Origin of the sequence: Kribbella sp. NBC_01510 (assembly GCF_045040325.1) — a bacterium.
Taxonomy (GTDB): domain Bacteria; phylum Actinomycetota; class Actinomycetes; order Propionibacteriales; family Kribbellaceae; genus Kribbella.
In genome coordinates this window covers 7,798,879-7,825,540 of sequence record NZ_CP109418.1, presented here as the reverse complement: position 1 = coordinate 7,825,540, position 26,662 = coordinate 7,798,879, and the positions used below count along the sequence as shown (strand labels likewise).

At 68.7% G+C, this 26,662-nt stretch carries 27 protein-coding genes; 20 read left to right on the top strand and 7 right to left on the bottom strand.

From position 1 onward, the window contains the following. Positions 1–15: 15 nt before the first annotated feature. Positions 16–852: an orotidine-5'-phosphate decarboxylase gene (gene pyrF, locus OG558_RS38300; protein WP_405067386.1), complete on the top strand. Its 837-nt coding sequence runs from the start codon at positions 16–18 to the stop codon at positions 850–852. Positions 853–964: 112 nt separating this feature from the next. Next, complete coding sequence (locus OG558_RS38295) at positions 965–1,927, top strand: DUF4037 domain-containing protein (RefSeq protein WP_405067385.1); 963 nt, start codon at positions 965–967, stop codon at positions 1,925–1,927. Here OG558_RS38295 and OG558_RS38290 read toward each other — a convergent pair. Further along, positions 1,900–2,769 (bottom strand): LysR family transcriptional regulator, encoded by an 870-nt coding sequence (locus tag OG558_RS38290; protein ID WP_405067384.1) that lies wholly within the window; start codon positions 2,767–2,769, stop codon positions 1,900–1,902. The genes OG558_RS38295 and OG558_RS38290 overlap by 28 nt on opposite strands. 68 nt (positions 2,770–2,837) lie before the next feature. On the opposite strand from OG558_RS38290, the gene OG558_RS38285 reads away from it, so the two are divergent. The 8 genes from OG558_RS38285 to OG558_RS38250 all read left to right on the top strand — a co-directional run bounded on the left by OG558_RS38285 (position 2,838) and on the right by OG558_RS38250 (position 8,678). Beyond that, complete coding sequence (locus OG558_RS38285; protein ID WP_405067383.1) at positions 2,838–3,809, top strand: EamA family transporter; 972 nt, start codon at positions 2,838–2,840, stop codon at positions 3,807–3,809. An 8-nt stretch (positions 3,810–3,817) separates the two neighbouring features. Continuing rightward, positions 3,818–4,186 carry a hypothetical protein gene (locus OG558_RS38280; protein ID WP_405067382.1) on the top strand — a complete coding sequence of 123 codons (369 nt, stop codon included), beginning with the start codon at positions 3,818–3,820 and terminating at the stop codon, positions 4,184–4,186. A gap of 100 nt (positions 4,187–4,286) precedes the next feature. Then, the gene (locus tag OG558_RS38275; protein WP_328520041.1) at positions 4,287–4,661 is read left to right on the top strand and encodes a hypothetical protein; all 375 of its coding nucleotides are present in this window, start codon (positions 4,287–4,289) and stop codon (positions 4,659–4,661) included. A 116-nt stretch (positions 4,662–4,777) separates the two neighbouring features. Then, positions 4,778–5,092 (top strand): integration host factor, actinobacterial type, encoded by a 315-nt coding sequence (gene mihF, locus OG558_RS38270; RefSeq protein WP_329476222.1) that lies wholly within the window; start codon positions 4,778–4,780, stop codon positions 5,090–5,092. Between the two features lie 44 nt (positions 5,093–5,136). Continuing rightward, the gene (gene gmk, locus OG558_RS38265) at positions 5,137–5,775 is read left to right on the top strand and encodes a guanylate kinase (RefSeq protein WP_405072269.1); all 639 of its coding nucleotides are present in this window, start codon (positions 5,137–5,139) and stop codon (positions 5,773–5,775) included. A 3-nt stretch (positions 5,776–5,778) separates the two neighbouring features. Beyond that, positions 5,779–6,081 (top strand): DNA-directed RNA polymerase subunit omega, encoded by a 303-nt coding sequence (rpoZ, locus tag OG558_RS38260; RefSeq protein WP_325039561.1) that lies wholly within the window; start codon positions 5,779–5,781, stop codon positions 6,079–6,081. A gap of 90 nt (positions 6,082–6,171) precedes the next feature. After that, positions 6,172–7,410 (top strand): bifunctional phosphopantothenoylcysteine decarboxylase/phosphopantothenate--cysteine ligase CoaBC, encoded by a 1,239-nt coding sequence (coaBC, locus tag OG558_RS38255; protein WP_405067381.1) that lies wholly within the window; start codon positions 6,172–6,174, stop codon positions 7,408–7,410. Between the two features lie 329 nt (positions 7,411–7,739). Beyond that, on the top strand, positions 7,740–8,678 hold the full coding sequence (locus tag OG558_RS38250) for a type IV toxin-antitoxin system AbiEi family antitoxin domain-containing protein (protein ID WP_405067380.1): 939 nt from the start codon (positions 7,740–7,742) through the stop codon (positions 8,676–8,678). Positions 8,679–8,858: 180 nt separating this feature from the next. Here the strand turns inward: OG558_RS38250 and OG558_RS38245 are convergent, their stop codons facing one another. Further along, positions 8,859–10,244: an IS110 family transposase gene (locus tag OG558_RS38245; RefSeq protein ID WP_405067379.1), complete on the bottom strand. Its 1,386-nt coding sequence runs from the start codon at positions 10,242–10,244 to the stop codon at positions 8,859–8,861. Positions 10,245–10,640: 396 nt separating this feature from the next. Between OG558_RS38245 and OG558_RS38240 the strand changes: the two genes are divergently transcribed. The 3 genes from OG558_RS38240 to OG558_RS38230 all read left to right on the top strand — a co-directional run bounded on the left by OG558_RS38240 (position 10,641) and on the right by OG558_RS38230 (position 15,219). Further along, positions 10,641–11,750, top strand: a complete 1,110-nt coding sequence (locus OG558_RS38240) for a winged helix DNA-binding domain-containing protein (RefSeq protein ID WP_405067378.1) — start codon at positions 10,641–10,643, stop codon at positions 11,748–11,750. Between the two features lie 179 nt (positions 11,751–11,929). Beyond that, on the top strand, positions 11,930–13,123 hold the full coding sequence (metK, locus tag OG558_RS38235; protein ID WP_329476227.1) for a methionine adenosyltransferase: 1,194 nt from the start codon (positions 11,930–11,932) through the stop codon (positions 13,121–13,123). Between the two features lie 62 nt (positions 13,124–13,185). Further along, complete coding sequence (locus tag OG558_RS38230; RefSeq protein ID WP_405067377.1) at positions 13,186–15,219, top strand: primosomal protein N'; 2,034 nt, start codon at positions 13,186–13,188, stop codon at positions 15,217–15,219. A 118-nt stretch (positions 15,220–15,337) separates the two neighbouring features. On the opposite strand, the gene OG558_RS38225 is transcribed toward OG558_RS38230, so the two are convergent. Next, positions 15,338–15,529, bottom strand: coding sequence for a hypothetical protein (locus tag OG558_RS38225; protein WP_405067376.1), 192 nt, complete (start codon positions 15,527–15,529; stop codon positions 15,338–15,340). A 170-nt stretch (positions 15,530–15,699) separates the two neighbouring features. Next, on the bottom strand, positions 15,700–16,860 hold the full coding sequence (locus OG558_RS38220) for an FAD-dependent monooxygenase (protein WP_405067375.1): 1,161 nt from the start codon (positions 16,858–16,860) through the stop codon (positions 15,700–15,702). 89 nt (positions 16,861–16,949) lie between these two features. Here OG558_RS38220 and OG558_RS38215 point away from each other — a divergent pair, with 89 nt between their 5' ends. Then, positions 16,950–17,567 (top strand): TetR/AcrR family transcriptional regulator, encoded by a 618-nt coding sequence (locus tag OG558_RS38215; RefSeq protein WP_405067374.1) that lies wholly within the window; start codon positions 16,950–16,952, stop codon positions 17,565–17,567. A gap of 20 nt (positions 17,568–17,587) precedes the next feature. Here OG558_RS38215 and OG558_RS38210 read toward each other — a convergent pair whose 3' ends face one another. Beyond that, positions 17,588–18,577: a helix-turn-helix domain-containing protein gene (locus tag OG558_RS38210; RefSeq protein ID WP_405067373.1), complete on the bottom strand. Its 990-nt coding sequence runs from the start codon at positions 18,575–18,577 to the stop codon at positions 17,588–17,590. 72 nt (positions 18,578–18,649) lie between these two features. Here OG558_RS38210 and OG558_RS38205 point away from each other — a divergent pair, with 72 nt between their 5' ends. Genes OG558_RS38205 through OG558_RS38195 form a run of 3 tightly spaced genes read left to right on the top strand, consistent with a single transcriptional unit; the run spans position 18,650 to position 21,085 of the window. Continuing rightward, positions 18,650–19,864 carry an MDR family MFS transporter gene (locus tag OG558_RS38205; protein ID WP_405067372.1) on the top strand — a complete coding sequence of 405 codons (1,215 nt, stop codon included), beginning with the start codon at positions 18,650–18,652 and terminating at the stop codon, positions 19,862–19,864. A 47-nt stretch (positions 19,865–19,911) separates the two neighbouring features. Continuing rightward, the gene (locus OG558_RS38200; RefSeq protein ID WP_405067371.1) at positions 19,912–20,529 is read left to right on the top strand and encodes an HAD family hydrolase; all 618 of its coding nucleotides are present in this window, start codon (positions 19,912–19,914) and stop codon (positions 20,527–20,529) included. Between the two features lie 13 nt (positions 20,530–20,542). Next, positions 20,543–21,085 (top strand): DUF1707 domain-containing protein, encoded by a 543-nt coding sequence (locus OG558_RS38195; protein ID WP_405067370.1) that lies wholly within the window; start codon positions 20,543–20,545, stop codon positions 21,083–21,085. Between the two features lie 9 nt (positions 21,086–21,094). On the opposite strand, the gene OG558_RS38190 is transcribed toward OG558_RS38195, so the two are convergent. Continuing rightward, positions 21,095–22,225: a hypothetical protein gene (locus OG558_RS38190; RefSeq protein WP_405067369.1), complete on the bottom strand. Its 1,131-nt coding sequence runs from the start codon at positions 22,223–22,225 to the stop codon at positions 21,095–21,097. Beyond that, on the bottom strand, positions 22,225–23,379 hold the full coding sequence (locus OG558_RS38185; RefSeq protein ID WP_405067368.1) for a C39 family peptidase: 1,155 nt from the start codon (positions 23,377–23,379) through the stop codon (positions 22,225–22,227). Before OG558_RS38185 ends, OG558_RS38190 begins: the two co-directional genes overlap by 1 nt. Before the next feature lie 382 nt (positions 23,380–23,761). On the opposite strand from OG558_RS38185, the gene def reads away from it, so the two are divergent. From def to OG558_RS38170, 3 genes are read left to right on the top strand one after another with little or no spacing between them, the layout of a single operon-like run. Then, on the top strand, positions 23,762–24,310 hold the full coding sequence (gene def / locus OG558_RS38180) for a peptide deformylase (protein ID WP_329476238.1): 549 nt from the start codon (positions 23,762–23,764) through the stop codon (positions 24,308–24,310). Then, positions 24,307–25,239 (top strand): methionyl-tRNA formyltransferase, encoded by a 933-nt coding sequence (gene fmt / locus OG558_RS38175; protein WP_405067367.1) that lies wholly within the window; start codon positions 24,307–24,309, stop codon positions 25,237–25,239. Before def ends, fmt begins: the two co-directional genes overlap by 4 nt. After that, positions 25,236–26,618: an RsmB/NOP family class I SAM-dependent RNA methyltransferase gene (locus OG558_RS38170; protein WP_405067366.1), complete on the top strand. Its 1,383-nt coding sequence runs from the start codon at positions 25,236–25,238 to the stop codon at positions 26,616–26,618. The genes fmt and OG558_RS38170 overlap by 4 nt, the downstream gene beginning before the upstream one ends. Positions 26,619–26,662 lie beyond the last annotated feature (44 nt).

The window sequence follows — 26,662 nt, the reverse complement described above, 5'->3', positions numbered from 1 at the left end:
CCCATCGGGAGTGACATGAGGAACGAACCCTTCGGCACCCGGCTCCGGGCGGCCATGGACACCCGTGGCCCGCTGTGCGTCGGGATCGACCCGCACGCCCACCTGCTCGAGAAGTGGGGCCTCCCGGACACCGCGGAGGGTCTGGCGTCGTTCACGTACGGCGTGGTGGACGCGCTGGCCGACCGGGTCGCGGTGTTCAAGCCGCAGTCCGCGTTCTTCGAGCGGTTCGGGTCGGCCGGGATCGCCGTACTCGAGCAGGCGACGATCCGGCTGCGGGACGCCGGCGCGCTGGTGATCATCGACGCGAAGCGCGGTGACATCGGGTCGACGATGGCCGGCTACGCGGCGGCGTACCTGGCGGAGAAGGGGCCGCTGGCGTGTGACGCGCTGACGGTCAGTCCGTACCTCGGGTTCGGGTCGTTGCAGCCGGCGATCGAGGTGGCGCGCTCGGCTGGTGCGGGGTTGTTCGTGCTGGCGCTGACATCGAATCCGGAGGGGCCGCAGTTCCAGTCCGCGCGGACGGTCGATGGTCCGACCGTTGCCGGCGCGGTGCTGGACGGCCTGCGTGCGCTGAATGCGGACGCCGACGATCTCGGGTCGTTCGGCGCCGTCGTCGGCGCGACGATCGCGTCGACCGAGGAGAACCTCGACATTCGTGGTCCGCTCCTCGCGCCGGGCCTCGGCGCCCAGGGCGGCACGGCGGACGGGTTGGTCAAGGTGTTCGGCCCGGCGGTGCGGAACGTCGTACCGTCGAGCTCGCGCGAGATCCTCGGCGCGGGGCCGTCGGCCGTCGCGCTGCAGGATGCGGCCGATCGGGCAAATGACGGGTTCCGGGCCGTCCTGGGGTACTGACAAAGGCCGGTGAAATCCGGTAGGATTTGATTTACCAAATGGCGCGATCAATTTCGCGCCATTTGGTGTTTTTTCTTGCATTGACCGGATTGCGCATGCGATCTTTCTCAACATGTCTCCGGGTCTGGAATTGTGTCGGCGGTTCTACGGCGAGGTGGTGCGTCCGCTCCTGACGGTGCCGCACAGCGCGGCACTGATGGGCCGCGGCTCCGAGGTGCTCGGGTTCGACGACGAGATGTCGACGGACCACAACTGCGAGGCGCGAGCCCTGCTCTTCGTCGAGGGGGGAATCGAGTGTCAACCTGAGGTGCCGAATCGCTTCGCCGGGCGTCCGGCCTTTGTCGAGGTGCACACGATCCGCTCGTATTTCGAGCAGCAACTGGGATTCGATCCGGCCCAGGGCCTCGCGGTGCGGGACTGGTTCACGTTCCCTGAGCACAAGCTCCGCATGTTCACGGCGGGCGCGGTCTTCCACGACGATCTCGGGCTGCAATCCGTGCGGGATCGGCTGGCGTACTACCCGGTTGACGTCTGGCGCTATCTGATGATCGCGGCGTGGTGGCGGGTGCATCCGGAGATGAATCTGGTCGGCCGGTCCGGATATGTCGGCGACGAACTCGGGTCCGCGGTGATCGGCGCGCAACTCGTGCAGGACCTGATGCGGTTGTGTTTCCTGATGGAGCGCGAGTACGCGCCGTACTCGAAGTGGTTCGGTACGGCGTTCAGCCGGCTGTCCTGTGGTTCGACGATGGAGCCGGTGCTGCGCGATGTGTTGCGAGCCGAGTCGTGGCAAGAGCGCGAGCAGGCGCTGATGGCGGCGTATCGGCTGGTGGGGGAGTTCCACAACCGGCTGGAGATCACAGCGCCGGTGGAACTCGGGATCGAGCAGATGTGCGGTCGGCCGTTCAAGGTGGTGTGGGGTGACTTCCCCGGCGCGCTCGCCGCCGAGATCCAGGATCCGGAGGTACGGCGGATCGCCGAACACTGGCCGGTCGGCGGGATCGACCACATCCGCAACGTGATTCTCTGGAAGGCCCAGGACCTCCGTCAGTTGGTCGGGCTCCTCGACTCCTGAAAGAGGCTGGTGAGCAGGGCGACGGCGGCTTCTGTCGCCGGGTGCGGGTCCTGACGGTGCCAGATCAGGTGTACGTCGACCGGCGGAGCGTCACGGAGTGGACGGTAGACGACGCCGTCGCGGCGGTACTGCGTCGTCGTCGCCTGCGGGGTCACACCCACGCAGCGCCCGGAGGCGATCGCGGCCAGCCAGTCGTCGACATCGTGGGTGTACTCGATCTTCGGACGCGCCTCCTCCGGCCAGAGGTCCACGGTCGTGCTCCCGGTCCGGCGGTCGATCGACAGCGTGCGGTCGCGCAGCTGGTCGAGCGTGAGCGTTCGCTTCCGGGCCAGCGGGTCGTCGGCGGGCAACGCGGCGTACCGCCGCTCCTGAGCCACCGTGGCATGCGCGAACCGTCGCAGATCGATGTGTGTCCGCACCACTGCGAGATCACACAATCCCTCCGCCAGGCCGCCCGTCGCCGTGTTGGTCCGGATCAGCTGCAACTCGATGCCCGGATGCTCGCCGGCCCACCGCCGCTGAAACTCCGTCGTCAACCGCCCCAACGCCGACCACGCATGCCCGATGCGCAACCGCGAATGCCCGCTCGTTGCCTCGATCACCAACTCGTCGACCTCGGCAAGCACCTGCCGCGCCCGCGCCAGCACCCGCACGCCCGCGGTCGTCGGCGTCACCGACCGACTGGTCCGATGCAGCAACCGCACGCCCAGTTCCCGCTCCAGCGCCATCACGGTGCGCGACACCGCCGCCTGCGACACCCCTAGCTCGATGGCCGCATCCGTAAACGTCCCCGCATCCACCACCGCGACCAGACACCGCAACTGCCTGACCTCGAGATCCATAACCCCAGCGTATAGATCACCCCACCGATGCATTTTGCGGATGACCTCCGCGGCCTGACGCTCGGAGCATGCGCAGAGGCAGGCTCGGTGGAGTACTGATGATGCTCGGGAGCGGGCTCTCGAACCAGGTGGGCGCGTCGGTGGCCGCGCTGGCGTTCCCGGTCATCGGGCCCGTGGGTGTGGTGGCTATCCGGCAGTGGATGGCTGGGGTTGTGTTGCTGGCGGTCGGGCGGCCTCGGCTGCGGAGTTTCACGGCTCGGCAGTGGCGGGTGGTGCTGGGGCTGGCGGCCGTGTTCGCGGTGATGAATGTGTCGCTGTACACGGCGATCGACCGGATCGGGCTCGGGCTGGCGGTGACGCTCGAGTTTCTCGGGCCGCTGGCGGTGGCGCTGCTGGGGTCGCGGCGGCTGCTCGACCTGATGTGTGCGCTCGCGGCTGCGCCTGCGGTGGTGTTGTTGACGCGACCTGAGGCGACGACGGATTACCTGGGTGTCGGGCTCGGGTTGCTGGCGGCGGTGTGCTGGGCCTGCTACATCCTGCTCAACCGGGTGGTCGGACGGGAGTTGCCGGGAGCAACGGGGTCGGCCGCGGCGGCGGGGGTGTCCGGGCTGGTCTACGTCCCGGTCGGCGTGGTCGTGCTGTGGCATCACCCGCCGACGCTCGCGGCCGCGGCGTACGCGTTGGTGGCCGGGGTGCTGTCGAGTGCCGTGCCGTTCCTCGTCGATCTGCTCACGCTCCGGCGGGTGCCGGCCCAGTTCTTCGGGGTGTTCATGAGCGTCAACCCGGTTCTCGCGGCCCTGGTCGGGCTCGTCGTGCTGAACCAGCACCTCGGGACGCTCGACTGGCTGGCGATCGCGGTGATCGTGGCAGCCAACGCGGTCGCGATCTCGTTCGGCGTACGGCGCGCCGCGCCACATCACAGCCCGGTTCCAGTCGGCCGCTGCGACGTTGTTCACGGCGTGCCGGCCGGGGCGTTGACCCCGCGGTTCGGAAAGGTGTCCGCGGACGGGGAGCGACGGTCTTCCCGCGCGACACAGTAAGGATCGGAATGCGCAAGGTGGCGGCCCTCGCGGCGGCAGTGACAATCGGCGCCGGCCTGTTGACGGCGTGCTCAGGTGGCGACTACTGCGGCGACCTGAAGAACTATGCCGAGTCGGCGAAGAACCTCGACATCAAGGACTCCGACGCCGTCGGCAAGATGCTCGACCAGGCCAAGAGCGTGTCGAAGTCGGCGCCGGACGACCTGAAGGACGACTGGAAGACCGTCATCGACTACGCCGAGAAGGCGCAGGACGCCAAGGGTGACACGGGCAAGCTGACCGAGCTGGCCAAGAACGACGGCGAGAAGATCACGCCGGCCATGGACGCGATCACCAAGCAGGCCAAGGACAGCTGCAAGGTGGACCTCGGGGCCTGACTCGCCAGGACGGCGGCCGTCCCCGCCGTTCTGCCCCGCTACTGCGCTGCGGAAAGTATTCGTTTCGGATGGTTTGGTGACCGCCGGTAGCGTCGGGCCTGTGAAGCGCACACTCGCCCTCGCCCTGACCGTGATCGCCGGTGCCGCCACGTTGACCGCCTGCACCGATGAACAGGCCTACTGTGTGGATCTCGCCAAGTACGCCGCCGGTGCGGTGAACGTCGACCCGCAGAAGCCGGCCGACTACGTGAAGATCCTCGACGACGCGAAGAAACTGCAGGACTCCGCGCCCGACGCGGTGAAGGACGACTGGGGCGTCGTGGTGGCGTTCGCCGAGAAGGCCCAGAAGGCGGGCTCGGACCGGGTCGAGCTGGCCAAGCTGAGCAAGGAGACCGGCGGCGTGATGACGGCGTACAAGGCCATCAGCAGTCACGCCAAAGACTCCTGCAAGGTCGACGTTCCCGCCCTGAACTGATCATACGATCGTTCCAATCCGTCACCTGGTGTCCGACTCCGCTCACCAGCGCCGGATCAGAGGCTGGACCCGTGTTAGGTTCCCTTGCGAAGCCATACAACGGGACAGGTGAGACGGTGCCACTTCCTACTTTGACCCCGGAGCAGCGAGCGGCGGCTCTGGACAAGGCCGCGGCGGCGCGGCGTGAGCGAGCCGAGATCAAGAACCGGATCCGGCATTCGGGAGCGTCTCCGACGGAGGTGCTCCACGAGGGGCAGACGAACGACGTGATCGGCAAGATGCGGGTCAGCGCGCTGCTGCAGTGCATCCCCGGCGTCGGCAAGGTGCGCGCCCAGCAGATCATGGAGCGGGCGGGGATCTCGGAGACGCGGCGGGTGCGCGGCCTCGGCTCGAACCAGATCGCCGCGCTCGAGCGCGAATTCGCCGAGTGAGCCAGACCGAAACCCTGACCGGCTCGTTGGACACTGGTGTGACGATGACCACGCACCCGAAGAACACGACGAACGAGCCGGCGACGGGAGGACCCGCGGCCGGCGGTGGGCGGCCCGCGCGGCTGACCGTGCTGGCCGGCCCGACGGCGGTCGGGAAGGGGACCGTCGCCGCGGACATCCGTGAGCGATTCCCGGACATCTGGATCTCGGTGTCCGCGACGACCCGCAAGCCCCGGCCGGCCGAGGTGCACGGTGTGCACTACCTGTTCGTGTCCGATGCCGAGTTCGACCGGATGATCGCCGACGGTGAGCTGCTCGAGTGGGCCGTCGTGCACAAGGCGGCCCGGTACGGGACGCCGAAGCAGCCGGTGCTCGACAAGCTGGCCGATGGCCGGCCGGCGCTGCTGGAGATCGACCTGCAGGGCGCCCGCCAGGTCCGCGAGACGATGCCGGAGGCGCAGTTCGTCTTCCTGGCCCCGCCGAGCTGGGACGAACTGGTCCGGCGTCTGGTCGGCCGCGGGACCGAAACGGTCGAGGAGCGCGAGCGCCGGCTGGAGACCGCGACCCTCGAACTGGCCTCCGAGAAGGAGTTCGACGTGACGATCGTGAACGCGTCGGTTCGGGAAGCCGCCGATCAGTTGGTAAAGTTGATTCGATCACCCAAAATCTCTGAAAAGAGCTGACACTTGTCTGGCAACCAGCCCGTCGCCATCGGCATCACCTCCCCGCCGATCGACGACCTGCTCACCCACACCGACTCCAAGTACAAGCTCGTGCTGTACTCGGCCAAGCGGGCGCGGCAGATCAACGCCTACTACTCCCAGCTCGGCGAGGGCCTGCTGGAGTACGTCGGGCCGCTGGTCGAGACGCACGTGCAGGAGAAGCCGCTCTCGATCGCGATGCGCGAGATCAACGAGGGCGTGCTGACCTGCACCGACATCGACCCGGAGGCCGAGGCGGAAGCCGCCGCGGCGGAGAAGTCCGAGTAGTCCTGACCCGGCGACCGGGAAACGGAGTCCACGGAGATGTCCGCAACCGGTGAAACCCCCGGAGCCGCAACCGGCCCGGGGGCTGTCGTCGTGCCCAGGACCCGGCCGAATGTGGTGCTCGGGGTCGGTGGCGGGATCGCGGCGTACAAGGTCTGTGATCTGCTCCGGCGGCTGACCGAGTCCGGCCACAGTGTGCGGGTGGTGCCGACGGCGGCCGCGCTGGAGTTCGTCGGCGCGGCGACCTGGGCGGCGCTGTCCGGGCAGCCGGTGACGGCCGATCCGTTCGACAACGTCGAAGAGGTCCCGCACGTCCGGATCGGCAAGGCGGCCGAGCTCGTCGTGGTCGCCCCCGCGACGGCCAACCTGATCGCCAAGGCCGCCCACGGCCTGGCCGACGACCTGCTCACCAACACGCTGCTCACCGCCCGCTGCCCGATCCTGTTCGCGGCCGCGATGCACACCGAGATGTGGGAGCACTCGGCCACCCAGGCCAACGTCGCGACCCTGCGGTCCCGCGGCATCACCGTCCTCGATCCCGCCGTCGGCCGCCTGACCGGTGCCGACACCGGGCGCGGCCGGCTGCCGGAGCCGTCCGAGATCTTCGCGATCAGTCAGTTGATGCTCGCCGACGAGGCCGCCCGCGCGGCCGGTCAGTCGGTCGCCGATCTGACCGGCAAGCACGTCCTGATCAGCGCCGGCGGCACACGCGAACACCTCGACCCGGTCCGGTACCTCGGCAACTCGAGCTCCGGCAAGCAGGGCTACGCGCTCGCCCGGATCGCGGCCGCCCGGGGCGCCAAGGTCACGCTGGTCGCGGCCAACTCCGAGCTGCCCGACCCGGCCGGCGTCCAGGTCGTCCCGGTGACCAGCACGCGGAACCTGTACGACGAGATCACCGCCCGCGCGGGTGACGCGGACGCGATCGTGATGGCGGCTGCCCCGGCCGACTTCCGCCCGGCCGACGTCGCCGAGCACAAGATCAAGAAGACCGCCGACGGCTCGGTCCCCGCGGTCAACCTGGTGCAGAACCCTGACATCCTGCAGACGATCTCGCGCGACCGCGCCCGCGCCGACCAGGTGATCGTCGGCTTCGCGGCGGAGACCGGCGATGCGGAGCACAGCGTGATGGAACTGGGCCGCGCCAAGCTCGAGCGCAAGGGCTGCGATCTGCTCGTGGTGAACGACGTCTCCGGCGGCAAGGTCTTCGGCAGCGACCTGAACGAGGCCGTCATCCTCGACCGCGACGGCAACGCCCTCCCGGTCCCGTCGGGTTCGAAGGACGCGCTAGCCGGCGTGATCTGGAATCTGGTCGCCGCTCACTGGCACTAACCTCTCTGGCCGACTGACCACCACCGCCACGCCACACCACACCCCCGCCACGCCACCGCCGCCCGACCACCCCACCGCCACACCCCCGCCACGCCACACCCCCGCCGCCTGACCACCCCACCGCCGGCGCCCACACCGGCTCGGTCAGCGCACCCAGCTCAGCTGGCGGCCATTTCAGGGGTGAACCCCTGACCTCGCCCGTTCGCCTTGCGCATGCAAGGGGCGAACCCGCCATTTCAGGGGTGAACCCCCTGAAATGGCTATCCACAGGTTGATGGTTGAGGGTCTGTGGGGTGCCCGGAGCGGTGATGCTTGGTGGGGTGAACCCCATGTTGAAGCTGCTGGCCGAGCAGCAGGGCGGTGTGTTCAGTCGTCAGCAGGCCATCTGCGGTGGCTACACGGCGAAACAGGTCCGGTCGCGCCTCGACGACGGTCGCTGGGTCCGGATCCGGCACGGGCAGTACGCCGAGCAGCAGGATCTGAGTGCACTAGAGCCCTGGGTTCGTATCCGGCAGGAGCACCGGCGCATGGTCCATGCCGTGGTGAACTCATGGCGGCGGGGCGCCATCGCGGTCAGTCATCAGTCGGCTCTGGCGCTGCACGGCCTGCCGCTGTGGGGGCTCGATCTGCTGCAGGTGCACGTCACGCGGTTGGACGACCTGACCGGTGGCACCGTCTCTGGCGTACGCCACCACGTCGGCAAGCTGGCTGAGTCCGACCTCACCGAGGTTGAGGGGCTGACGGCAACCTCCGTTGCTCGTGCCGTCTTCGAGACGGCCTGTACGACGTCCTTCGAGGTGGCGGTGGTCAGCCTCGATGCGGCATTGCGCGATCGTCTGATCAGCTCGGATGACATTGTCCGACTTCTCGATGTCACCGAGTTCTGGCCCGGCAGTGCGACGGTTCGCGCTGCACTCGGCTTCAGCGACGCTCGGTCGGAGTCGGTCGGCGAGTCACGCCTCCGGGTTCTTCTGCACAATCACGGACTGCCGGCGCCGGTCCTGCAATACGAGTTCCACGATGCCAATGGGTTCGTGGCTCGAGTCGACTTCTACTTCCCAGAGTTTCACACCGTGGTGGAGTTCGACGGGAGAGCGAAGTACGGCGATGCTTCCGCCGATGTACTGGTGCGGGAGAAGATCCGCGAGGACCGGCTACGAGCGCTCGGCCTGCAGGTCGTTCGATCCGATTGGACGGATTTCAACCGGCCCGATCTTCTCCTGGCCCGAATCCACCAAGCCTTCGCCAGGTCACAACGCGCCGCCTGACGCCCTTCCTCGGGTTAACCCCTGACCTTGCCCCTTCTCCCTGCGGATGCGGTAGGGAGAAGGGGCATCTTGAAGGGTTCTGACCGGAAAATAACGACCTTGGCTGGGCAGGGTGGGGTGGTCTCGCGGGTGGGGCGAGGCTGGATTGGGTGTGCGGTGGGGTGGTGGTGGTGGTGGGGGTCAGGTGGTGGTGAGGGTTACGTGGTAGCCGAGGGCTTGGAGTTGGCGGAGGTGGGTGCGGACTTTGCGGTTCTTGTCGATGCGGGTGTTGTGGTAGTCGCGGCCGAGGTCGTGGTAGCGGGCGTGGGGGTTGGCGAGGAGTTGCCAGATGATGACGAGGATGGAGCGGGCGACGGCGACGAGGGCTTTGAGTTTGCCGCGGCGTTTGACCAGTCGCCGGTAGCGTTCGCCGAGGAAGGTGTCGGTCCGGGAGGCTGCGGCGGCGGCTTCGCCGAGGACGCTTTTGAGGTAGGGGTTGCCCTTGCCGGTCTGCCCGGATCGGTTCCTCGGCCCGGACTGGATGGTGCGGGGGGAGAGTTTTGCCCAGGACGCCAGGTGTTTCGCGGTGGGGAATTGGCGCATGTCCAGGCCGATCTCGGCGATGATCACCTGGGCCGCTTTGAGGCCGATGCCAGGGATCTCGGCGAGCCGCTGGGCTGGCGGGTAGTACCGCGAGGCCTCGCACGGTGCAGATCCGCCACTGCCCTCGCCACTGCCCTCGCCCCCGCCCTCGCCGCTGTCCTGGCCACTGGTGGTGGGGTCGACAGGTTCGGGGATGTCGGTGAGGAGTTGGTCGATCCGCGCGGTGATGCGGTCGATCTGCGCGTCGAGGCTGTCGACCTGGTCGAGCAGCATCCGGGCGATCTCGGCGTGGTGGTCGTCGAACCGGCCGGTCAGCGCCTCGACCAGCGCGGCCTGTTTGACCCGCAGCTTGCCCCGCGCCAGGTCGGCCAGCTGGCGCGGGTCGCGGCGGCCGGCGATCAGCGCCTCGAGCATCACCCGCCCGGAGACACCGAAGATGTCCGAGGCCACCGTGGACAGCTTGATCAGCGCGTCCTCGAGCAGCTTCTCCAGCCGCTGCTTGTGCCGGGACCGTTCCGCGACCAGATCCGAGCGCAGCCGGGTGTAGTCGCGCAACTGACGGATCTGGGCGGGTGGCACGAACGAGGGCCGCAGCATCCCCCGCTCGTTCAGCTTGGCCAGCCAGACCGCGTCGATCGTGTCGGTCTTGGGCCGGCCCGGGACATTCTTGACCTCGCGGGCGTTCACCAGCCACACCCTCAGCCCAGCCGCACCGAGCAGATACACAAACGGCCGCCAATAATCCGAGGTCGACTCCACCACCACCCGCTCGACCCCCTCAACCATCAACTGATCACCCAGTTCGATGATCGCGTTGGTCGTGGCCGGCACCTCCCACACCCTGGTCACCCGTTTCCCGCGACGGCCCGGATCAGGCAGCCGGGTGCACACCCTGCCCGTCGCCTTGGCCACATCGACCGCGGCAACCCGCTCGAGAGTCTCCTCCTGCTCGGCATCAACGACCACTACCGGCTCTGACCTCACCCCGACCACCCTCCCACCCACAACGACACCGCTCGGCGGGATGCCCGGGGGCCACGGTCGGGAACCGAAATTCTGACCGGCGTGCTCGAAGCAACAATGCATGACCCATCAGGTCGGGCCCCGGCGCCAGACTCCACCTACGGACTCCTACGACCAAGAACCAACCGGCGTCAACGGGCACCCCAACCCCATTTTCACGACCGCAAGACGTCACCACCAGTGCCACAACGACTCCCCTCAAATGGCCGTGGCGGGAGGGTGGATCGGCGCGGGGTGGGTGGATGGGCGGGGTCAGGGGTGGGTGGATCGGCGGGGTCAGGGGTGGGGTTCCGGGTGTGAGGGGGGATGCCGTGGTTAGGACAGGAGTTGTCCGTTTCTGTGGTTAGGGTCGGAGGAATGGAGATCACCTGGCAGGCCGTTGTTGCCCAGCGGATGCGGCGGCACTACCTCACCGAGTTCGCTGCGGCACCGGTTGACGCCGTACGTGCGATGTCTGGGGCGCATGCGCAGATCCTGGCGGCGGGGGAGTTGTCGGTGGCGCTGCGGGTCGCCGGCGCTACCCGGGAGAGCGTGCAGCAGGCGGACGGGCTGGTGAAGACGTTCGGACCACGCGGGACCGTGCACCTGCTGCCCCTCGAGGACCTGCCGTTGTGGACCGGCGCGCTGTCCGCGTTGCCGCGGGGTGCCCAGGCGCCTGAGGTGATGCGGATGACTCCTGGCCAGACGGCCGAGGTGATCGCCGCGATCGGTGCTGCCCTCACGCACGATGATCTGACCGCCGACGAGCTCACGGTCGAAGTCGTACGGCGTACTGGCGCCTGGGCCGGCGATCTCGTCATGCCGGCGTTCCAGGGCTACTGGCCGCGCTGGCGGCAGTCGATCTCGGATGCGGCGAACGCCGGTGTCCTCTGCTACGGCCCGATGCGCGGCCGCGTCACGACGTACTCGAACCCGCACCGCATCAAGCCCTTCGAACCGCTGCCGGCCGAGAAGGCGCTCACCGAACTCCTGCACCGCTACCTCTACGCCTACGGACCGGCCACGCCGCAGCACTTCGCCCGCTGGCTGAAGACGACGCCGACGTTCGTCAAGCCGTACTTCGACGACCTCCCGCAGGCCGAGCTGGACGGGCAGACCGTGTGGCATGCGCCGGGCGACGAGTTCCCGGACGACCGGGCAGACGGTGTGCGGCTGCTGCCGTACTTCGATGCGTACGGCGTCGGCAGCTACCCCAGGGAGCGGCTCTTCCCCGGCCAGGCCTTCACGAGGGCGACCGCGCGCGGCCAGGCCGGCAACTACCCGCTCCTGCTGATCGACGGCATCGTCGCCGGGGTCTGGCACCAGAAGAAGGCCGGCCGGACACTGCAGGTCACCGTCGAGACCCTCGGCACCCTGAATCGCCGGCGGCGCACGCTGCTGGACGCCGAGGTGGACCGGTTGGCTGCGATCCTTGCCTGCACACCGTCGCTCACCCTGGGCGACGTGGCGGTCGGTCCGCACGCCTGAATCCGGACCGCCCGTCCAACATATGGCCGCGAGTCTCGGATAGTGGGCGAATTCGGAGCGTCACCGGGACTCCGGGGAAAACTGCTGGCATACTTTCCGAGATGCATCGCCAACCGCCGGTGCATGGGGGGATCGTGCGGCCTCGGTCGCGCGGCACAAGAGGAATCCGAGGGAGAACTGTGGCGAGGCGCCTTTTCACGTCCGAGTCAGTGACCGAGGGTCACCCGGACAAGATCGCTGACCAGATCAGCGACTCCATCCTCGATGCCTTGCTGGCCGAGGACCCGAAGAGCCGCGTAGCGGTCGAGACCCTGATCACCACGGGTCTGGTCGTCGTCGCGGGCGAGGTCACCACGACGGCGTACGTCGATATCCCGGGGATCGTGCGTGCACGCATCCTGGAGATCGGCTACGACTCGTCGCTGAAGGGTTTCGACGGCGCGTCCTGTGGGGTGCAGGTCGCCATCGGCAGCCAGTCGCCGGATATCGCGCAGGGCGTCGACACGGCGTACGAGACGCGGTCGGACGCGTCGAAGGACGAGCTGGACCTGCAGGGGGCGGGCGACCAGGGACTGATGTTCGGGTACGCGTCGGACGAGACGCCCGAGCTGATGCCGCTGCCGATCACGATCGCGCACCGGCTGTCCGAGCGGCTGTCCGAGGTCCGCAAGAACGGCACGCTGGCCTACCTGCGGCCCGACGGCAAGACCCAGGTCACGGTCGAGTACGACGGTGACAAGGCGGTCCGGATCGACACCGTGGTGGTGTCGAGCCAGCACGCGTCCGACATCAGCCTGGACACGATGCTGACGCCGGACATCAAGAAGCACGTGGTCGACCCGGTGCTCGAGCAGTTCGACATCGACTCGGCCGGCTACAAGCTGCTGGTGAACCCGACCGGCCGGTTCGAGGTCGGCGGCCCGATGGGCGACGCCGGGCTGACCGGGCGGAAGATCATCATCGACACCTACGGCGGGATGGCGCGGCACGGTGGTGGCGCGTTCTCCGGCAAGGACCCGTCGAAGGTGGACCGCTCGGCGTCGTACGCGATGCGCTGGGTGGCGAAGAACATCGTCGCCGCCGGGCTCGCCGCGCGGGCCGAGTGCCAGGTCGCGTACGCGATCGGCAAGGCGGCGCCGGTCGGTTTCTACGTCGACACGTTCGGCACCGAGACCGTGCCGGTGGAGCAGATCACCGCGGCGGTCCGCGAGGTGTTCGACCTGCGGCCGGCCGCGATCATCCGCGACCTGGACCTGCTCCGGCCGATCTACGCCCAGACCGCCCGCAACGGCCACTTCGGCCGCACCGGCGAGGACTTCACCTGGGAGCGCACCGACCGCGTCGAGGCGCTGAAGGCAGCCGTCAACAAGTAGTTGTCCACAGGGGGACGGCAGTGCGCACCCGCACTGTCGTCCCACCGGACTAGCATTCCCCAGTGACATCGAACGGGGACTCACCGGAGCAGCTGACGCTGTTGCGGGACACCGTTCGCAAGTCCCGGACCAAGGAGCCGGCCGGGATCACGTCGTCGCTCCCGGTGGCCCGGATCGCGGTCGACGTCTCGTTGCCACATCTCGACCGGCCGTTCGACTACCTCGTTCCCGAGGATCTGGCCGCGGCCGCTCAACCCGGCGCGCGCGTGAAGGTCCGCTTCGCCGGCAAGGACCTCGACGGCTTCGTCCTGGAGCGCCTCGAATCGTCCGACCACGACGGCAAGCTGGCCCGGATCCGCAAGGTCGTCTCGCCCGAGCAGGTGCTGACGCCGGAGATCGCCGACCTCTGCCGCGCGGTCGCCGACCGGTATGCCGGAGTGTTCGCGGACGTCACCCGGTTGGCCGTCCCGCCCCGGCACGCGAAGGTCGAGGGTGAGCCGCTGCGCTGCAACCAGCCCGCGCCCCCGCCGCTGTCCACCTCGCGTTCCGAGTGGTCGGCGTACCCGACCGGCTTCCTCGACGCGATCGCCCGGTCGGAATCACCGCGCGCGATCTGGACCGCCGTACCAGGGGCCGATTGGGCGCTCGCGTTCGCGCAGGCGGCGGCGGTGTGTGCGGCGTCCGGTCGGGGCGCGTTGCTGCTCGTGCCGGACGCGCGTGACCTCGAGCGGTTGGCAGCGGCCTGTACGACGGTGCTCGGGGAGGCGGGGTTCGTCACGCTGTCCGCGGACCTCGGGCCGACGGCTCGCTACCGGGCATTCCTCGCGGCACTGCGCGGGTGTGCGCGGGTGGTGATCGGGACGCGGGCGGCCGCGTTCGCGCCGGTGGCGGAGCTCGGGCTGGTCGCGTTGTGGGACGACGGCGACGACTCGTACGCCGAGCCGCGGGCGCCGTACCCGCATGCGCGGGAAGTCTTGCTGCTCAGGGCTTTCCGGCAGAAGTGTGCGGTGCTGCTCGGTGGGTTCGCGCGTACGGCGGAGTCGGCCGCGCTGGTGGAGTCGGGGTACGCCAACGAGCTGATCGCGGATCGGGCGGTGATCCGGACAGCGGCTCCGGCGGTGCACATCGCGGGGGAGTCGGACACGGACCTGGCCCGCGATCCTGCGGCTCGGGCGGCGCGGTTGCCGCATCGCGCTTTCGAGATCGCCCGTGAGGGGCTGCGGTCGGGGCCGGTGCTCGTGCAGGTGCCGCGGGCCGGGTATCTGCCGAGCCTGGTGTGTCAGACCTGCCGGGCGCCTTCGCGGTGCCCGACGTGCGGTGGGACGCTGCGTCGTACCGGTGGATCCGGGCCGGCGAGTTGCAGCGTGTGCGGTCGACCGGCGACGGATCATCGCTGCCCGGAGTGCGGTGACACCCGGATGCGCGCCGCGGTCGTCGGAGCTCGTCGTACGGCGGAGGAGTTGGGCCGCGCGTTTCCCGGCGTGGTCGTGCGTACGTCGGGGGGCGACAACGTGCTCGACGTCGTGTCGGACAGCCCGGCGTTGATCGTCAGCACCCCCGGAGCCGAGCCGGTCGCGGACGGCGGCTACAGCGCGGCGCTGCTGCTGGACACGTGGCTGATGCTCGCTCGTCCTGATCTGCGTGCGCCGGAGGAGGCAGTACGACGCTGGTTCAACGCGGCAGCGCTGGTCCGCCCGGCCCGCGACGGCGGAACCGTGATCCTGGTTGGCGAGCCCTCCGCGCTTCCGCTGCAGGCGGTGGTCCGCTGGAGCCCGGAGGGCTTTGCCTTGCGCGAGGTCGAGGACCGCCGGGCTGCCCGCCTCGCCCCGGCCGGCAAACTCGCCGAGCTGACCGGCTCGTCCGAGGCCGTGGCCGACCTGATCGCTCGCGTTCGCGAGTTGATCCCGGCCAACGCTGGGCTGGAAGTCCTGGGGCCGGTCGATGTTGACGAAGAGACCGTCAGGGCTGTTGTCAGGATTCCGCGGACGGCCGGCTCGACCCTGGCTCGCGCGCTGAAGGAGGCGCAATCCGCCCGCAGCGCGAAGAAGAGCCCAGGCTCGGTCCGGGTGCAGGTGGACCCACCGAGCTTCGGCTAGTCAGGCGGTGGGAGCCAGCTGAGTGGACGCGGTCAGCAGCTGGTTGCCGAGCGAGGTCCGGTCGGATCATTGTGGACGGCTACGCAGCGACGTGGTGGCTCTTGCTCGCCGCGAGAATTTAGTGGTGATTCCAAAGAGGCTGATAATCAGCGATCAGAAACCCACCAAGCGTCAGCCACGCGGTCACGTCGAATGCGATCGTCACCCGGTAAAGCACCGGCTTGCGGCCTGCCGCTATGAGTTCGAGATAGGTCGCTGGCAAGGAACTGGTCGTACCCACCGGAAGGATGAGGGTGATGAACAAGACCATGAGAGCCAGGTAGGCAAGTCCTGTCAACGGTGCCCAACGCGATAGAAAACTGTGCCAATTCACGTCGCTTGCGCCGTCTGACAAGGTGGTGCGAACTCGGTCTCGATGTGCTGGTGTTTGCACTGTTCTGATCTCCTGGTCGCGTGTCGTGATGTGCGTGCACCACGCGCTCAGGTGGGCCGAAGGCGGCGGCGCAGCGATCCGGCGGCGGTCATGACGGGGAAGAACAGGCGGGTTGCCATGTTCCGGGCCGCGATTCCCTTTCGGGTGGCTGGGACGATCAGGGCGGCGGCTGAGGCGAAGCCCCGCTGCTTGGGGTCCACGAGGGTACGGTGCCGGGTTTCGTATCGGCGAAAAGCGGTTGCCGGGTCGGTACGGTTGGCGGCCAGTTCCTCGGCGAGGGTGTGGGCGCCCGCTATCGCGAGGGTGGAGCCGTCTCCGAACAGCGACATGCATGAGGCGGCGTCGCCGAGTACCGTGATGCGTCCATTCGACCATTGGGGCAGGCGGACTTGGCTGACGGAGTCGAAGTAGATGTCGTCGGCGGCTTGTACGCGTTCCAGGAGTTCGGGTATCCGCCAGGAACCGTCCCTGAAGATGGTCGTCACCAGCTGTTTGTGTTGCTCGGTGTCGCGATGGTCGAAGTTGGGCAGCGCCGGGCTGCGGAACATGAAGGCGGCGACAGCGTGGCCGCGCGAGGGGTGGACAGAGACCATCCGGCCGGGGGTGTTGTACAGGGTCACTTCCCGGTGGTTGTCGACTGAGCCGTCGATCGGCAGTGTCGCGACATAGATTCCCATGTGGTGAACGAAGTCGTTCTCGGGGCCGAACGTCAGTCGGCGGACCGCCGAGTGCAGCCCATCGGCTCCGATCACCAGGTCGAAGCGGCGGGGTTCGGCGCGGTCGAAGGTGACGTTTACTCCGTCCTTGTCCCGGCTGAGGGCGACGATGGCGTCGTCCCACAAGAATTCGGCGCTGTCGCGGCTTGCCTCGAGCAGAATCGAGGCAAGCTCTGCGCGTGGCACTTCCGGTTCGCGATCTCCAGCTGACATCTGAAAGGCCTGCAGGTTGATCCGCCCGACGCGGCGACCGGCGGCATTGACGAAACTCATGTGCGTCACAGCGGAGTCGGCCGCGCGCAGGCGTGGCATGAGGCCCATCCGCTGTGCCACCTCCATCGCCGGCCCCTTGACGTCCACCGGATTTCCGCTGGAGCGAAGCCCCGTCGCGCGTTCGACCACGGTGGGACGAAACCCGTGCCGCGCCAGCCAATACGCCAGCGTGGATCCGGCGATGCCGGCTCCGGAGATCAGCACCGTTTGGTCTCTCATGCTCTCCTCGCTATCTGGACGAATTTCGTCCGGTTACGGCACGCTACACTATCCGGAGGAAATTCGTCCAGTTGACTGTGGGAGCTCCGATGTCGAAAGAGCTGGGGTTGCGCGCCGACGCCCAGCGCAACAGGGACCAGATCGTCGCTGCGGCCCAGATCCACTTCCGGGAATCCGGGTTCGACGTGCCGATGGAGGAGATCGCCCGGGGTGCCGGCGTCGGCGTAGGCACGCTCTATCGCCGTTTCCCTGATCGAGATTCGTTGATCTGGGCGACGGCTCAGGCGGTCTTGCGCGACTTGGCGGACATGGCGGAAACCGCCTGGCGCGAAGAGCCCGACGCCTGGGCCGCGCTCTGTCGGTTCCTGCGTGGCTGTGCCGAGCGACGGCTGGGCGCGCTGGCATCGGCGATTGAACCCCGCCTGCATGCCTCGATCCAGTCCGATCCCGAGCTGCGCAGTTCACGGCAGACGGTGAGTGACCTCGTCGAGCGGATGACGGCGGGGGCCAAAGCGGACGGAGCGATGCGTCCCGACGTCAGCCCAGCAGAGGTGGGCCTCCTGATGACCCTTCGGATCTACACGCCGTCGGACATGTCCGACGACCAAGCCATGCGCCGTGTTGTCGACATCGTGCTGGACGGATTACGAACCGGACGAGAGCCGGACCCGCGCAAAGCCACCCAGGCTCGGTCCGGGTGCAGGTAGACCCACCGAGCTTCGGCGAGTCAGGCGGTGGAAGCGAGGGGAGTGGACGCGATCAGCAGCTGGTTGCCGAGCGAGGTGCGGTAGTAGAGCACGGCCCGGCCATCCCTCCGCGAGTCGACCACACCGGCGTTGCGCAGGATGCTCAGATGCACGCTCAACGTCGGTGCGGACACCCCGAGTTGATGCGCCAGGTGCGTCGTTGACATCGGCAGATCCAGATGACTCACGATCGCGGCCCGTGTCCGCCCGACCAGGTCCGCGAGCGGTGACTCGGTCGCGTCCTGCCGGTCCTCCCACAGGCGCCCCAGGCCGCGCGGCGGATACGTGATGGTCGGCACGTGCGGTGCCTCGGACACCGGGAGCGCGGCAGGCCAGGTGAACACGCACGGCACCAGCAACACCCCCTGGCCGGCCAGCGGTTCACCGTCGCACGCGAACGGGCGATCGATGTCGATCCGATCGCCACTGAACCGCACCGACGGATGCAGGTTGCGGAACAGCCGCTCGATCCCACCGCTGGCCAACTCGTCCAGCCGGAACGCCAGATCCTCCTGGAGCAGTGCGCGCATCCGGCGCCAGTCCGGCTCGAGCGCGCGCCGCCAATAGGTCTCCAGTGCCGACGTGATCAGGTCGAGGGCCTTGGCCGGATTGTCGATCAGGTCCGGCAGGAGAGGGTGCGGGTTGTGCCGGTGCAGCCTGCCGATCTCGTTCACGACCAGGTCGTGCGGCGTTGCCGCGATCGCGGCGAGACCGGATTCCAGGCTGGTCGAGCGCCGCGGCGGGGCCGGCGTGATGAAGTCCGGGATGTAGCCGAAGGACGGGATGAGGGCCTTCAGCAACGTCAGGTCCGGGCCCTCGATGATCGGCCGGACCTTCTGCAGCCACGGGCCGTGCACGCTGCGCGCGGTGTTGTTGCTGAGCGCCCGCACACTGGTGACGGCCTCCCACACGGGCGACAGTGCGAACCGGATCCGCCCGACGTCCTCCGCGTTCAGCCTGATCGTGATCACGGGACCACTCTAGCTGATTAGTTCTCTGCCTAATCGTCGACACCGGCCGGGTGGGCCACCAGAGTTGTGCGCATGACGACTGCCGCTGCTGTCGAAGCCCCCGCTCCGACTGCTCTGCCCAGGGCCTTCTGGGCGCTGTGGGTGTGCCAACTGGTCAACCGGCTCGGCAGCTTCGTGCAGCCGTTCCTGGTCCTCTACCTCACCCACGACCGTCACCTCTCCGCCGGTACGGCGGGTGCCGTGGCGGCCGCGGTCGGTGCCGGGACCGTGGCCGCGCAGCTCGCCGGCGGGTGGCTGGCCGACCGGGTCGGTCGCCGGCTGACCATGCTGATCTGCTTCTTCGGCACCGCCGCGGCGCTGATCCTGCTCGGCTCGGCCCGAGCGATGGTGATGATCTGGGTGGCCGCGTTCCTGGTCGGTCTGCTCGGTGACCTGTTCCGGCCGGCGGTGCAGGCGACGGTGGCCGACATGCTCCAGCCGGGCGAACGGGTCCGTGCGTACGGGCTGCTGTTCTGGGCGATCAACCTCGGGTTCTCGGTCTCGACCGTGAGTGCGGGGGTGCTGGCGTCGATCGGCTACGGCCTGCTGTTCTGGCTGAACGCCGGTACGTCGGTGATCGCCGGCGTGGTGATCTGGGCGATGGTGCCGGAGAGCCGCCCGGTGCTGGACGAGGACGCGCCTCGTCGGCCGCTGTTGGCGGTGGCTCTGCACGACACCGTGTTCCTGCTGATGATCCTGATCCAGATCGGGTACGCGACGATCTACTTCCAGGGGTACTCGACGCTGCCGCTGGCGATGGCGGCTGACGGTCTGCCGTCGCAGACCTACGGACTGGTGATCGCGCTCAACGGTGTCGTGATCGTGCTGATCCAGCCGTTCCTCGGCAAGTGGCTGGTGAAGATGGACCGGCCGAAGCTGCTGTCCGCGTCGATGCTGGTGGTCGGTCTCGGGTTCGGGCTGGGCGCGGTCGTGCACAGCTGGTGGGGCTACGGTCTGTCGGTCGTGGTGTGGACGATCGGCGAGATCGGGTTCGCAGCGGTGATCGGCGCGGTGTTCGCCGATCTCGCTCCGGTTGACCTGCGCGGGCGCTACATGGGCCTGTCCGGGATGGCCTTCGGCGTCGGCACGGTGATCGGGCCGCTGGCCGGGACCAACGCTCTCGAGCACCTCGGCCCGACCGTGACCTGGATCGGCTGTGCCCTGCTCGGCGTGGTGATCTTCGTCGGGCAGTACTCGCTGGCTCCCGCGCTGCACGCCCGGGCCGCGGCGAACGCGGCGACCGTTTGAGCTGAGTCGTCCGGCCCCGTCACATCCGGTCTCGTAGGGTTGCAGGCATGACTGAGCGGACGATCGACGTGGTGGTGTTCGACATCGGCGGGGTGCTGCTGGACTGGAGCCCCACCTACCTGTACGCCGACCTGATTCCCGACGACCAGGCGCGGACACATTTCCTGACCAACGTGACCACCCCGGCCTGGAACCACAAGCAGGACGAGGGTCGCCCCTGGGCCGAGGCGATCGAGGAGCTCACCAGCCTGCATCCCGAGCACTCCGAATGGATCGAGGCCTACGACACCGGCTGGCTGAAGATGGTCAAGGGCGTGTTCGAGGACACCGTCGCAGTTCTCACCGACCTGCAGGCTCTCGGCATCCCGACATACGCGCTGACCAACTTCTCCGGCGAGAAGTGGGGGGTCGCGAAGGACGCGTTCCCGATCCTCACCCACTTCGACGGCGAGGTCGTCTCGGGCATGGAGCAGACCGTCAAGCCGGACGAGAAGATCTACCGCATCCTGATCGATCGCTACGGTCTCGACCCCGCGCGCACCTTCTACACCGACGACATGCAGTACAACGTGGACGGCGCCCGTACGGTCGGCCTCGACGCCGAACTCTTCTCCGGCGCCACCGAACTCCGCACGCAGCTCCGCAGCCGCGGCATCTCCGTGTAGCTACAGTGGAACGGTGAGCATCCGGCCCGAAGACCGCTCGTCCCTGGTCAGGGATACCGACCGGGACACGGCCGTCCGACGCGTGCAGGAGGCCTACACCGAGGGGTACATCTCGTACGAGGAGATGGACCGGCGCCTCCACCAGGTGCTCACCGCCACGACCCGCCACGAGATCGCGTCGGCGCTGGCCTCGCTGCCGGCAGAGGACCCTGGCACCACGTCGACGATCTCCGCGGCGGCCGGCCGGATCCAGCGGCGTGGCGAGTGGCGCGTGCCCAGAACCCTCAAGGTTCAGTCCGCCTTCGGCCGGGTGCAGCTTGACCTGTCCCGGGCGGTTTTCGAGCACCGGGTCGTCGACCTCGAGCTGCACCTCGGCACCGGCGGCGCCAAGATCACCGTGCCACGCGACGCGATCGTCGATCTCGAAGGTCTGCGCACCGGCTGGAAGGACTCGCAGTACACCCCGCGGCGGCAGCCCCGCCCGGGCGGGCCGACGATCCGGATCTCCGGGATCATGGGGTTCGGGCGGTTGAGGATCCGCCACGCGTGGCGCTGAGCTCCGTCGTCAGACGACGGCTGCCGCGATGGTTTCCGTGTACGCCGGTGAGTTCGAGAGGTACGCCGCCTCGACGTACACCGTGCCGTCCTGGCAGGTGAGGGGAGTGAGCGCGGCACCGGCCGGACTGGTGTAGATGCGCTGGGGTTGGGCGAGGTCGGGGCGCCACCGGTTGATCTGATAGGCCTCGGTGCCGGCGGTAACGGTGCGCGTCTCCCAGAGGATCCAGTTGCCGCAGGCAAGAATCGTGTCGGTGACGACGGTGCCGAGGGAACGGGCGGGGGAGTCGCCGGTTGGGCGGACGTACGCCTTGCTCTGGTACTGGTCCGGGTCGGACGCGGCGACCTCCGACCAGACGGTCGCACCGCGCAGCGAGGCACCGCTCCACTGGATGCAGTTGGTTGCCGCTGGCACCGGTTGGGCGGACCCGGCGGTGAGCGATGCGGTGAGGAGGCGCTTGCAGCGGCGCGCGGTCTCGGGGGCGGTGATCTCGCTGAAGGTGACGGTGTCGGCCGACACGACCGGATCGGCGATGTAGCCGGGGGCGGCGACGCAGGTGACGGTGCGCGACTTGAGGGTCGCCAGGTCGGCGACGATCAGGCACGAGCGGTTCTTCGTGTCGGTGGAGGAGTAGGCGAAGGTGCCGTCGTACGCACCGATCTCGGGCTCGGAGATCTGGGGGAGTCCGGTCAGGGGGGCCGGGCGGCCGGTGGTGAGGTCGTAGCGAAAGAGTTTGATCTGCGGGTCGGGTCCGTCGGAGCGGATGTCTTCGATGAGCGCCCAGTGATCGTCGATCACGACGGGGGATTGCGCGACGAACCCGGTCGCGGGGGTGTGCCGGACCACGACCTTCTTGGTGGTCCGGTCCGCGACCGTTGTCCTGCCGGCTTCGTCGCTGCCGCGGGTGACGACGTACTTGCGCTGCTGGGTGACGAGATGCTGCCCGTCCACCGGTTGCCGTAGCACGTTCGCCCAGGCCGGGATCGCCGTACCGGAATCGGTCGGCGGCGCCGGGGTCGACGGCCTGCCCATCGGTGTGTTGGCCGGCGAGTTGGTGGGGCCTGCCTCCTTCGACGGCGACGAGCAGCCGGCCACGAGCAGGACGAAGAGGGTGCCTACGGCAACGGTGGTACGGCGCATCAGAGCCCGATGTTCTGGAAGGAGTTGGCCAGGGTGGCGTTGAAGAGGGCACTCGCCGGGACGTTCTTCGGGCCGTCGGTCACGTTGCCGCGGCTGTTGAAGCGGCGTTCGTTGAACACCTCGTAGATGGCGATCGTGCCCTTGGCCCGGTCATAGCCGCGGCCGACCTGGTAGTGGCCGCTGTGGTTGAAGGCGAGGTACGGGAAGTACCGCTTCAGCAGTTGCACGTGCTCGATCACCGGCGCCTTGTAGACGCCCAGGTGCTTCTGGTGGACGGTGAAGAAGGTCTGCGCGTTCCAGTGCGACACGCTCTGCACGATGTAGGCGCCGGCCGGCTTGTCCCAGTTGGTCTTCAGATTGGTCTGCTGGGCCATCGCGGAGATCGCCGTCCCGGACGTGGTCGAGCCGAGATCCTTGGCCCACGACGCCTGGGTGTCCTTCTGGTTGTCGTCCGCCCAGTCGATCGACTGGAACGTGGCCGGACCACACCAGTACCCCTTCTCCTGCGAGGTCTGGAATCCCTTCATGATGTACGCCGAAGCCGGCAGCTTCACCGGCACCGCCGGCGGATTCACCGGCGTGGGCGGCACCGGCGTCGGCGTGCCTTGTGTGGGCGTAGTCCGGGTCGGCGTAACCGGAGGCAGAGTAGGCGGTGTAGCAGTCGGCGTCGGCCCAACCGGAGTCGGCTGAGGCGTCGCCGCGGTCCCCGGACCAACGGGAGTCGGCTGAGGCGTCCCAGGACTGACCGGAGTCGGCTGAGCGGTCGACGGCTCCCCGCTCTCCGTAGGTGCAGCGGACTCGGCGAGCAGGCGCAGTTCACGTGCCTTGGCCCGTCCGTCCCAGGCCGCCTGCATCTCGTCGAGTTCGGCGTTCACGCGGGTGCTCCTCGGCATGGCCGCACGTTCCGCCACGAAGGCGGCAGGCGTGAGATCGCCCGTGGGGATGTCCTGCTCGACCGCCACCTCGCCGTCGGTATGCCGCTCCGGCGGGCTGAGCGTCGCCCGCAGTTGAGCCCCGGTCGGGATCTGGTCGACGAACCCGAGCCCAAGACAGTAGTTCTCGGTCTCGAGCTTGAAGCACCGCATCATCGATGCGGCCTGCGCGGACGTGTCCGCCGACCGCACCTGCAGATCACCCGGCGACGTCTCGGTCACCTGCGCCACCACCTCGCTCCACGACCGCGCCGCCGGCTGCTCAAGCACCGGCTGGCTGGGGGCGGTTGTGAGGGCCTCGGTAGGACTCGGGACAGGCTCGGCCGGAGGAGCTACGCCGGCCGGTTCAGGATCGCGGGGCTGATAGGCGGCGGCTGTGAGGGGTGCCTGTGCAAGCAGTGCACCCAGGAGGATCAGAGTTGCCCCCCGTGCTGCTGTGGGCATTGGGTCTCCCGTTGGGCGTGTGACGGCAGTGACTGTAGGTACGCCTGAGACCACAGTACGTGCTTATGGCAACAATGTGGAGGGGCCCTGCCCCCTAGGCCCCCGCCCGCGGCCAACTAGACTTAGCCGGTCCTGGTCCGTGGAATGCTGTGGAGAATCTGTGTCGGTCCAACCCATCCGCCTGTTCGGCGACCCCGTCCTGACCACGAAGGCCGAGCCGGTCGTCGACTTCGACGCCGAGCTGCGCCGCCTGGTCGCGGACCTCACCGACACCATGCAGGCCGCGCCCGGCTCCGGCCTGGCCGCGCCGCAGATCGGGGTCGGGCTGCGCGTGTTCACCTACCACGTGGAGGGCGAGCTCGGGCACCTGATCAACCCGGAGCTGACGCTCTCGGCCGACGAGCAGTTCGGCCCGGAGGGCTGCCTCTCGATCCCCGGCCTGACGTTCGACTGCCGCCGGGCGCTCTCGGTGATCGCCAAGGGTTTCAACATGTACGGCGACCCGATCGTGATCGAGGGCTCCGAGCTCCTGGCCCGCGCCATCCAGCACGAGACCGACCACCTCGACGGCATCCTGTTCGTCGACCGGCTCGACACCGACACCCGCAAGCAGGCGATGAAGGCGATCCGCGAGGCCGACTGGTCCGGCCTGTCCGGCCCCCCGCAGATCAGGGTCTCGCCACACCCGACGAACGGATTCGGCCTGTGAGAGTCGTCTTTGCCGGTACGCCGGAGCCCGCCGTCACCGCTCTCAAGGCGATCGTTGCCAGCCGCCACGAACTCGTCGGCGTGGTCACGCGTCCGGACGCCCCGGCGGGCCGTGGCCGCAAGCTGGTCGCCTCGCCGGTCGCGCAGTACGCCGAGGAGCTCGGTGGGATCGAGATCCTCAAGCCGGTGAAGCCGAGGGACCCCGACTTCTTGGCGCGGCTGGCCGAGATCGCGCCGGACTGCTGCCCGGTGGTCGCGTACGGCGGCCTGTTGCCGCAGGCGGCCCTGGACATCCCGCGGCACGGCTGGATCAACCTGCACTTCTCGGTGCTGCCCGCCTGGCGTGGCGCCGCGCCGGTGCAGCACTCGATCATCGCCGGGGACGACGTGACCGGGGCCAGCACGTTCCAGATCGTGAAGGCGCTCGACGCCGGCCCGGTGTACGGCGTACTCACCGAGCCGATCGGTCCTTCGGACACCTCGGGTGATCTGCTGAACCGGCTCGCGGTGTCCGGCGCGAAGCTCCTGGTGGACACGCTGGACGGGGTCGAGGCCGGCGTACTGGAAGCTCGCGAGCAACCGGCCGACGGCGTGACGCTGGCGCCGAAGATCACCGTCGAGGACGCCGAGCTGGATCTGGCCGCGCCGGCGCAGCGGGTGGATCGGCTGGTGCGTGGGTGCAACCCGGCGCCGGGGGCGTGGACGATGTTCCGGGGCGAGCGCTTGAAGGTTCTCGCCGTACGGCTGACCGACGAGGAGCTGAAGCCTGGTGAGCTTCAGGCGACCAAGTCGAGCGTGAAGGCCGGCACCGGGAGTAAGGCGGTGGAGCTGGTGACGGTTCAGCCGCAGGGCAAGAAGCCGATGGCCGCCGCCGACTGGGCTCGTGGTGTCCGCCTCACCGACGAGGACCGCTTGGGACGGTCCGCGTGAGCGATAGGTCGCCGCGCAATCGGACGCCGCAGCGGCGCCCGGATCGGGTACGGCGGGTCGCGTACCAGGTCATCCGGCAGGTGAACGGCGAGGCCGGCTACGCGAACCTCGTCCTCAACAAGGCTCTGCGTGAGTCGCGCCTCGGCGGTCGCGACGCCGCGTTCTGCACCGAGCTGGTGCACGGGACGCTCCGCTGGCAAGGCACGTACGACGCCTTCCTCGCGCGCAGCGTGTCCCGCCCACTCGAGGACCTCGACCCCGAACTCCTCGACCTCCTCCGGCTCGGCAGCCACCAGCTCCTCCGGATGCGCGTCGACTCGTACGCTGCCGTCTCGGAAATGGTCACGCTCACCCGGGCCGAGATCGGCCAGAAACGCAGCGGCCTGGTCAACGCCGTCCTCCGCAAGATCAGCCAACGCACTCTCGACCAGTGGATCGCCGCGGTGGCGCCGCCGGCCGCCGAGGATGCCTACGGCTACCTGGCGATCGCCAAAGCCCACCCCCGCTGGGTGATCGAGGCCTTCGCCCAGGCACTGGGTGACGCCAGTGGGCTGGAGCGGTTGCTTGATGCGGACAACGAGCCGCCTCGGGTGACGCTGGTGGCTCGGCCGGGGCTGGCCGAGGTAGACGAGTTGGTCGCGGCTGGGGCCACTGCGGGGAAGTGGTCGCCCTACGCTGCCGTGCTGCAGGGTGGTGGCGATCCCGGGCGGATCGACGCGGTTGCCACCGGTCGGGCCGGCGTGCAGGACGAAGGATCGCAGCTCGTCGCGCTCGCCCTGGCCGCGGCTCCGATCGAAGAATCGGACAGCAAGTGGTTGGACCTCTGCGCCGGACCAGGCGGCAAGTCGGCGCTGCTCGCAGCACTCGTGCAACAACGTGACGGCCAACTGACCGCGGTCGAGCCACTCAAGCATCGGGCCGAGCTGGTCCGCGCCAACCTCCGGGCGATCCCCGGCGAACACAAGGTTCTCGTCGGTGACGGGACCAAACCGACCTGGCCGGCCGGATCCTTCGACCGGGTGCTGGCCGATGTGCCGTGCACCGGCCTGGGAGCGCTCCGGCGTCGCCCGGAAGCCCGCTGGCGCCGTACGCCGGACGACGTGAAGGAACTGCGGCCACTCCAGGAAGACCTCCTGGACTCGGCGATCACCTCGGCGCGTCCCGGCGGCGTGGTCGCGTACGTCACTTGCTCACCGCACCCCGACGAGACCCGCGCCGTGGTCGACGCCGTACTGCGCAAACGGGACGACGCGACCCTCGAGGACGCGCGACCGCTGTTCCCCGGCGTACCGGACCTCGGCGACGGTCCCGACGTGCAGTTGTGGCCGCATCTCCACGGCACCGATGCGATGTACCTGGCCCTGATCCGCCGGTCATAGGGTGGACCGGTGTCAGGCGCAATCCGGCGAACGGTCATGATGGT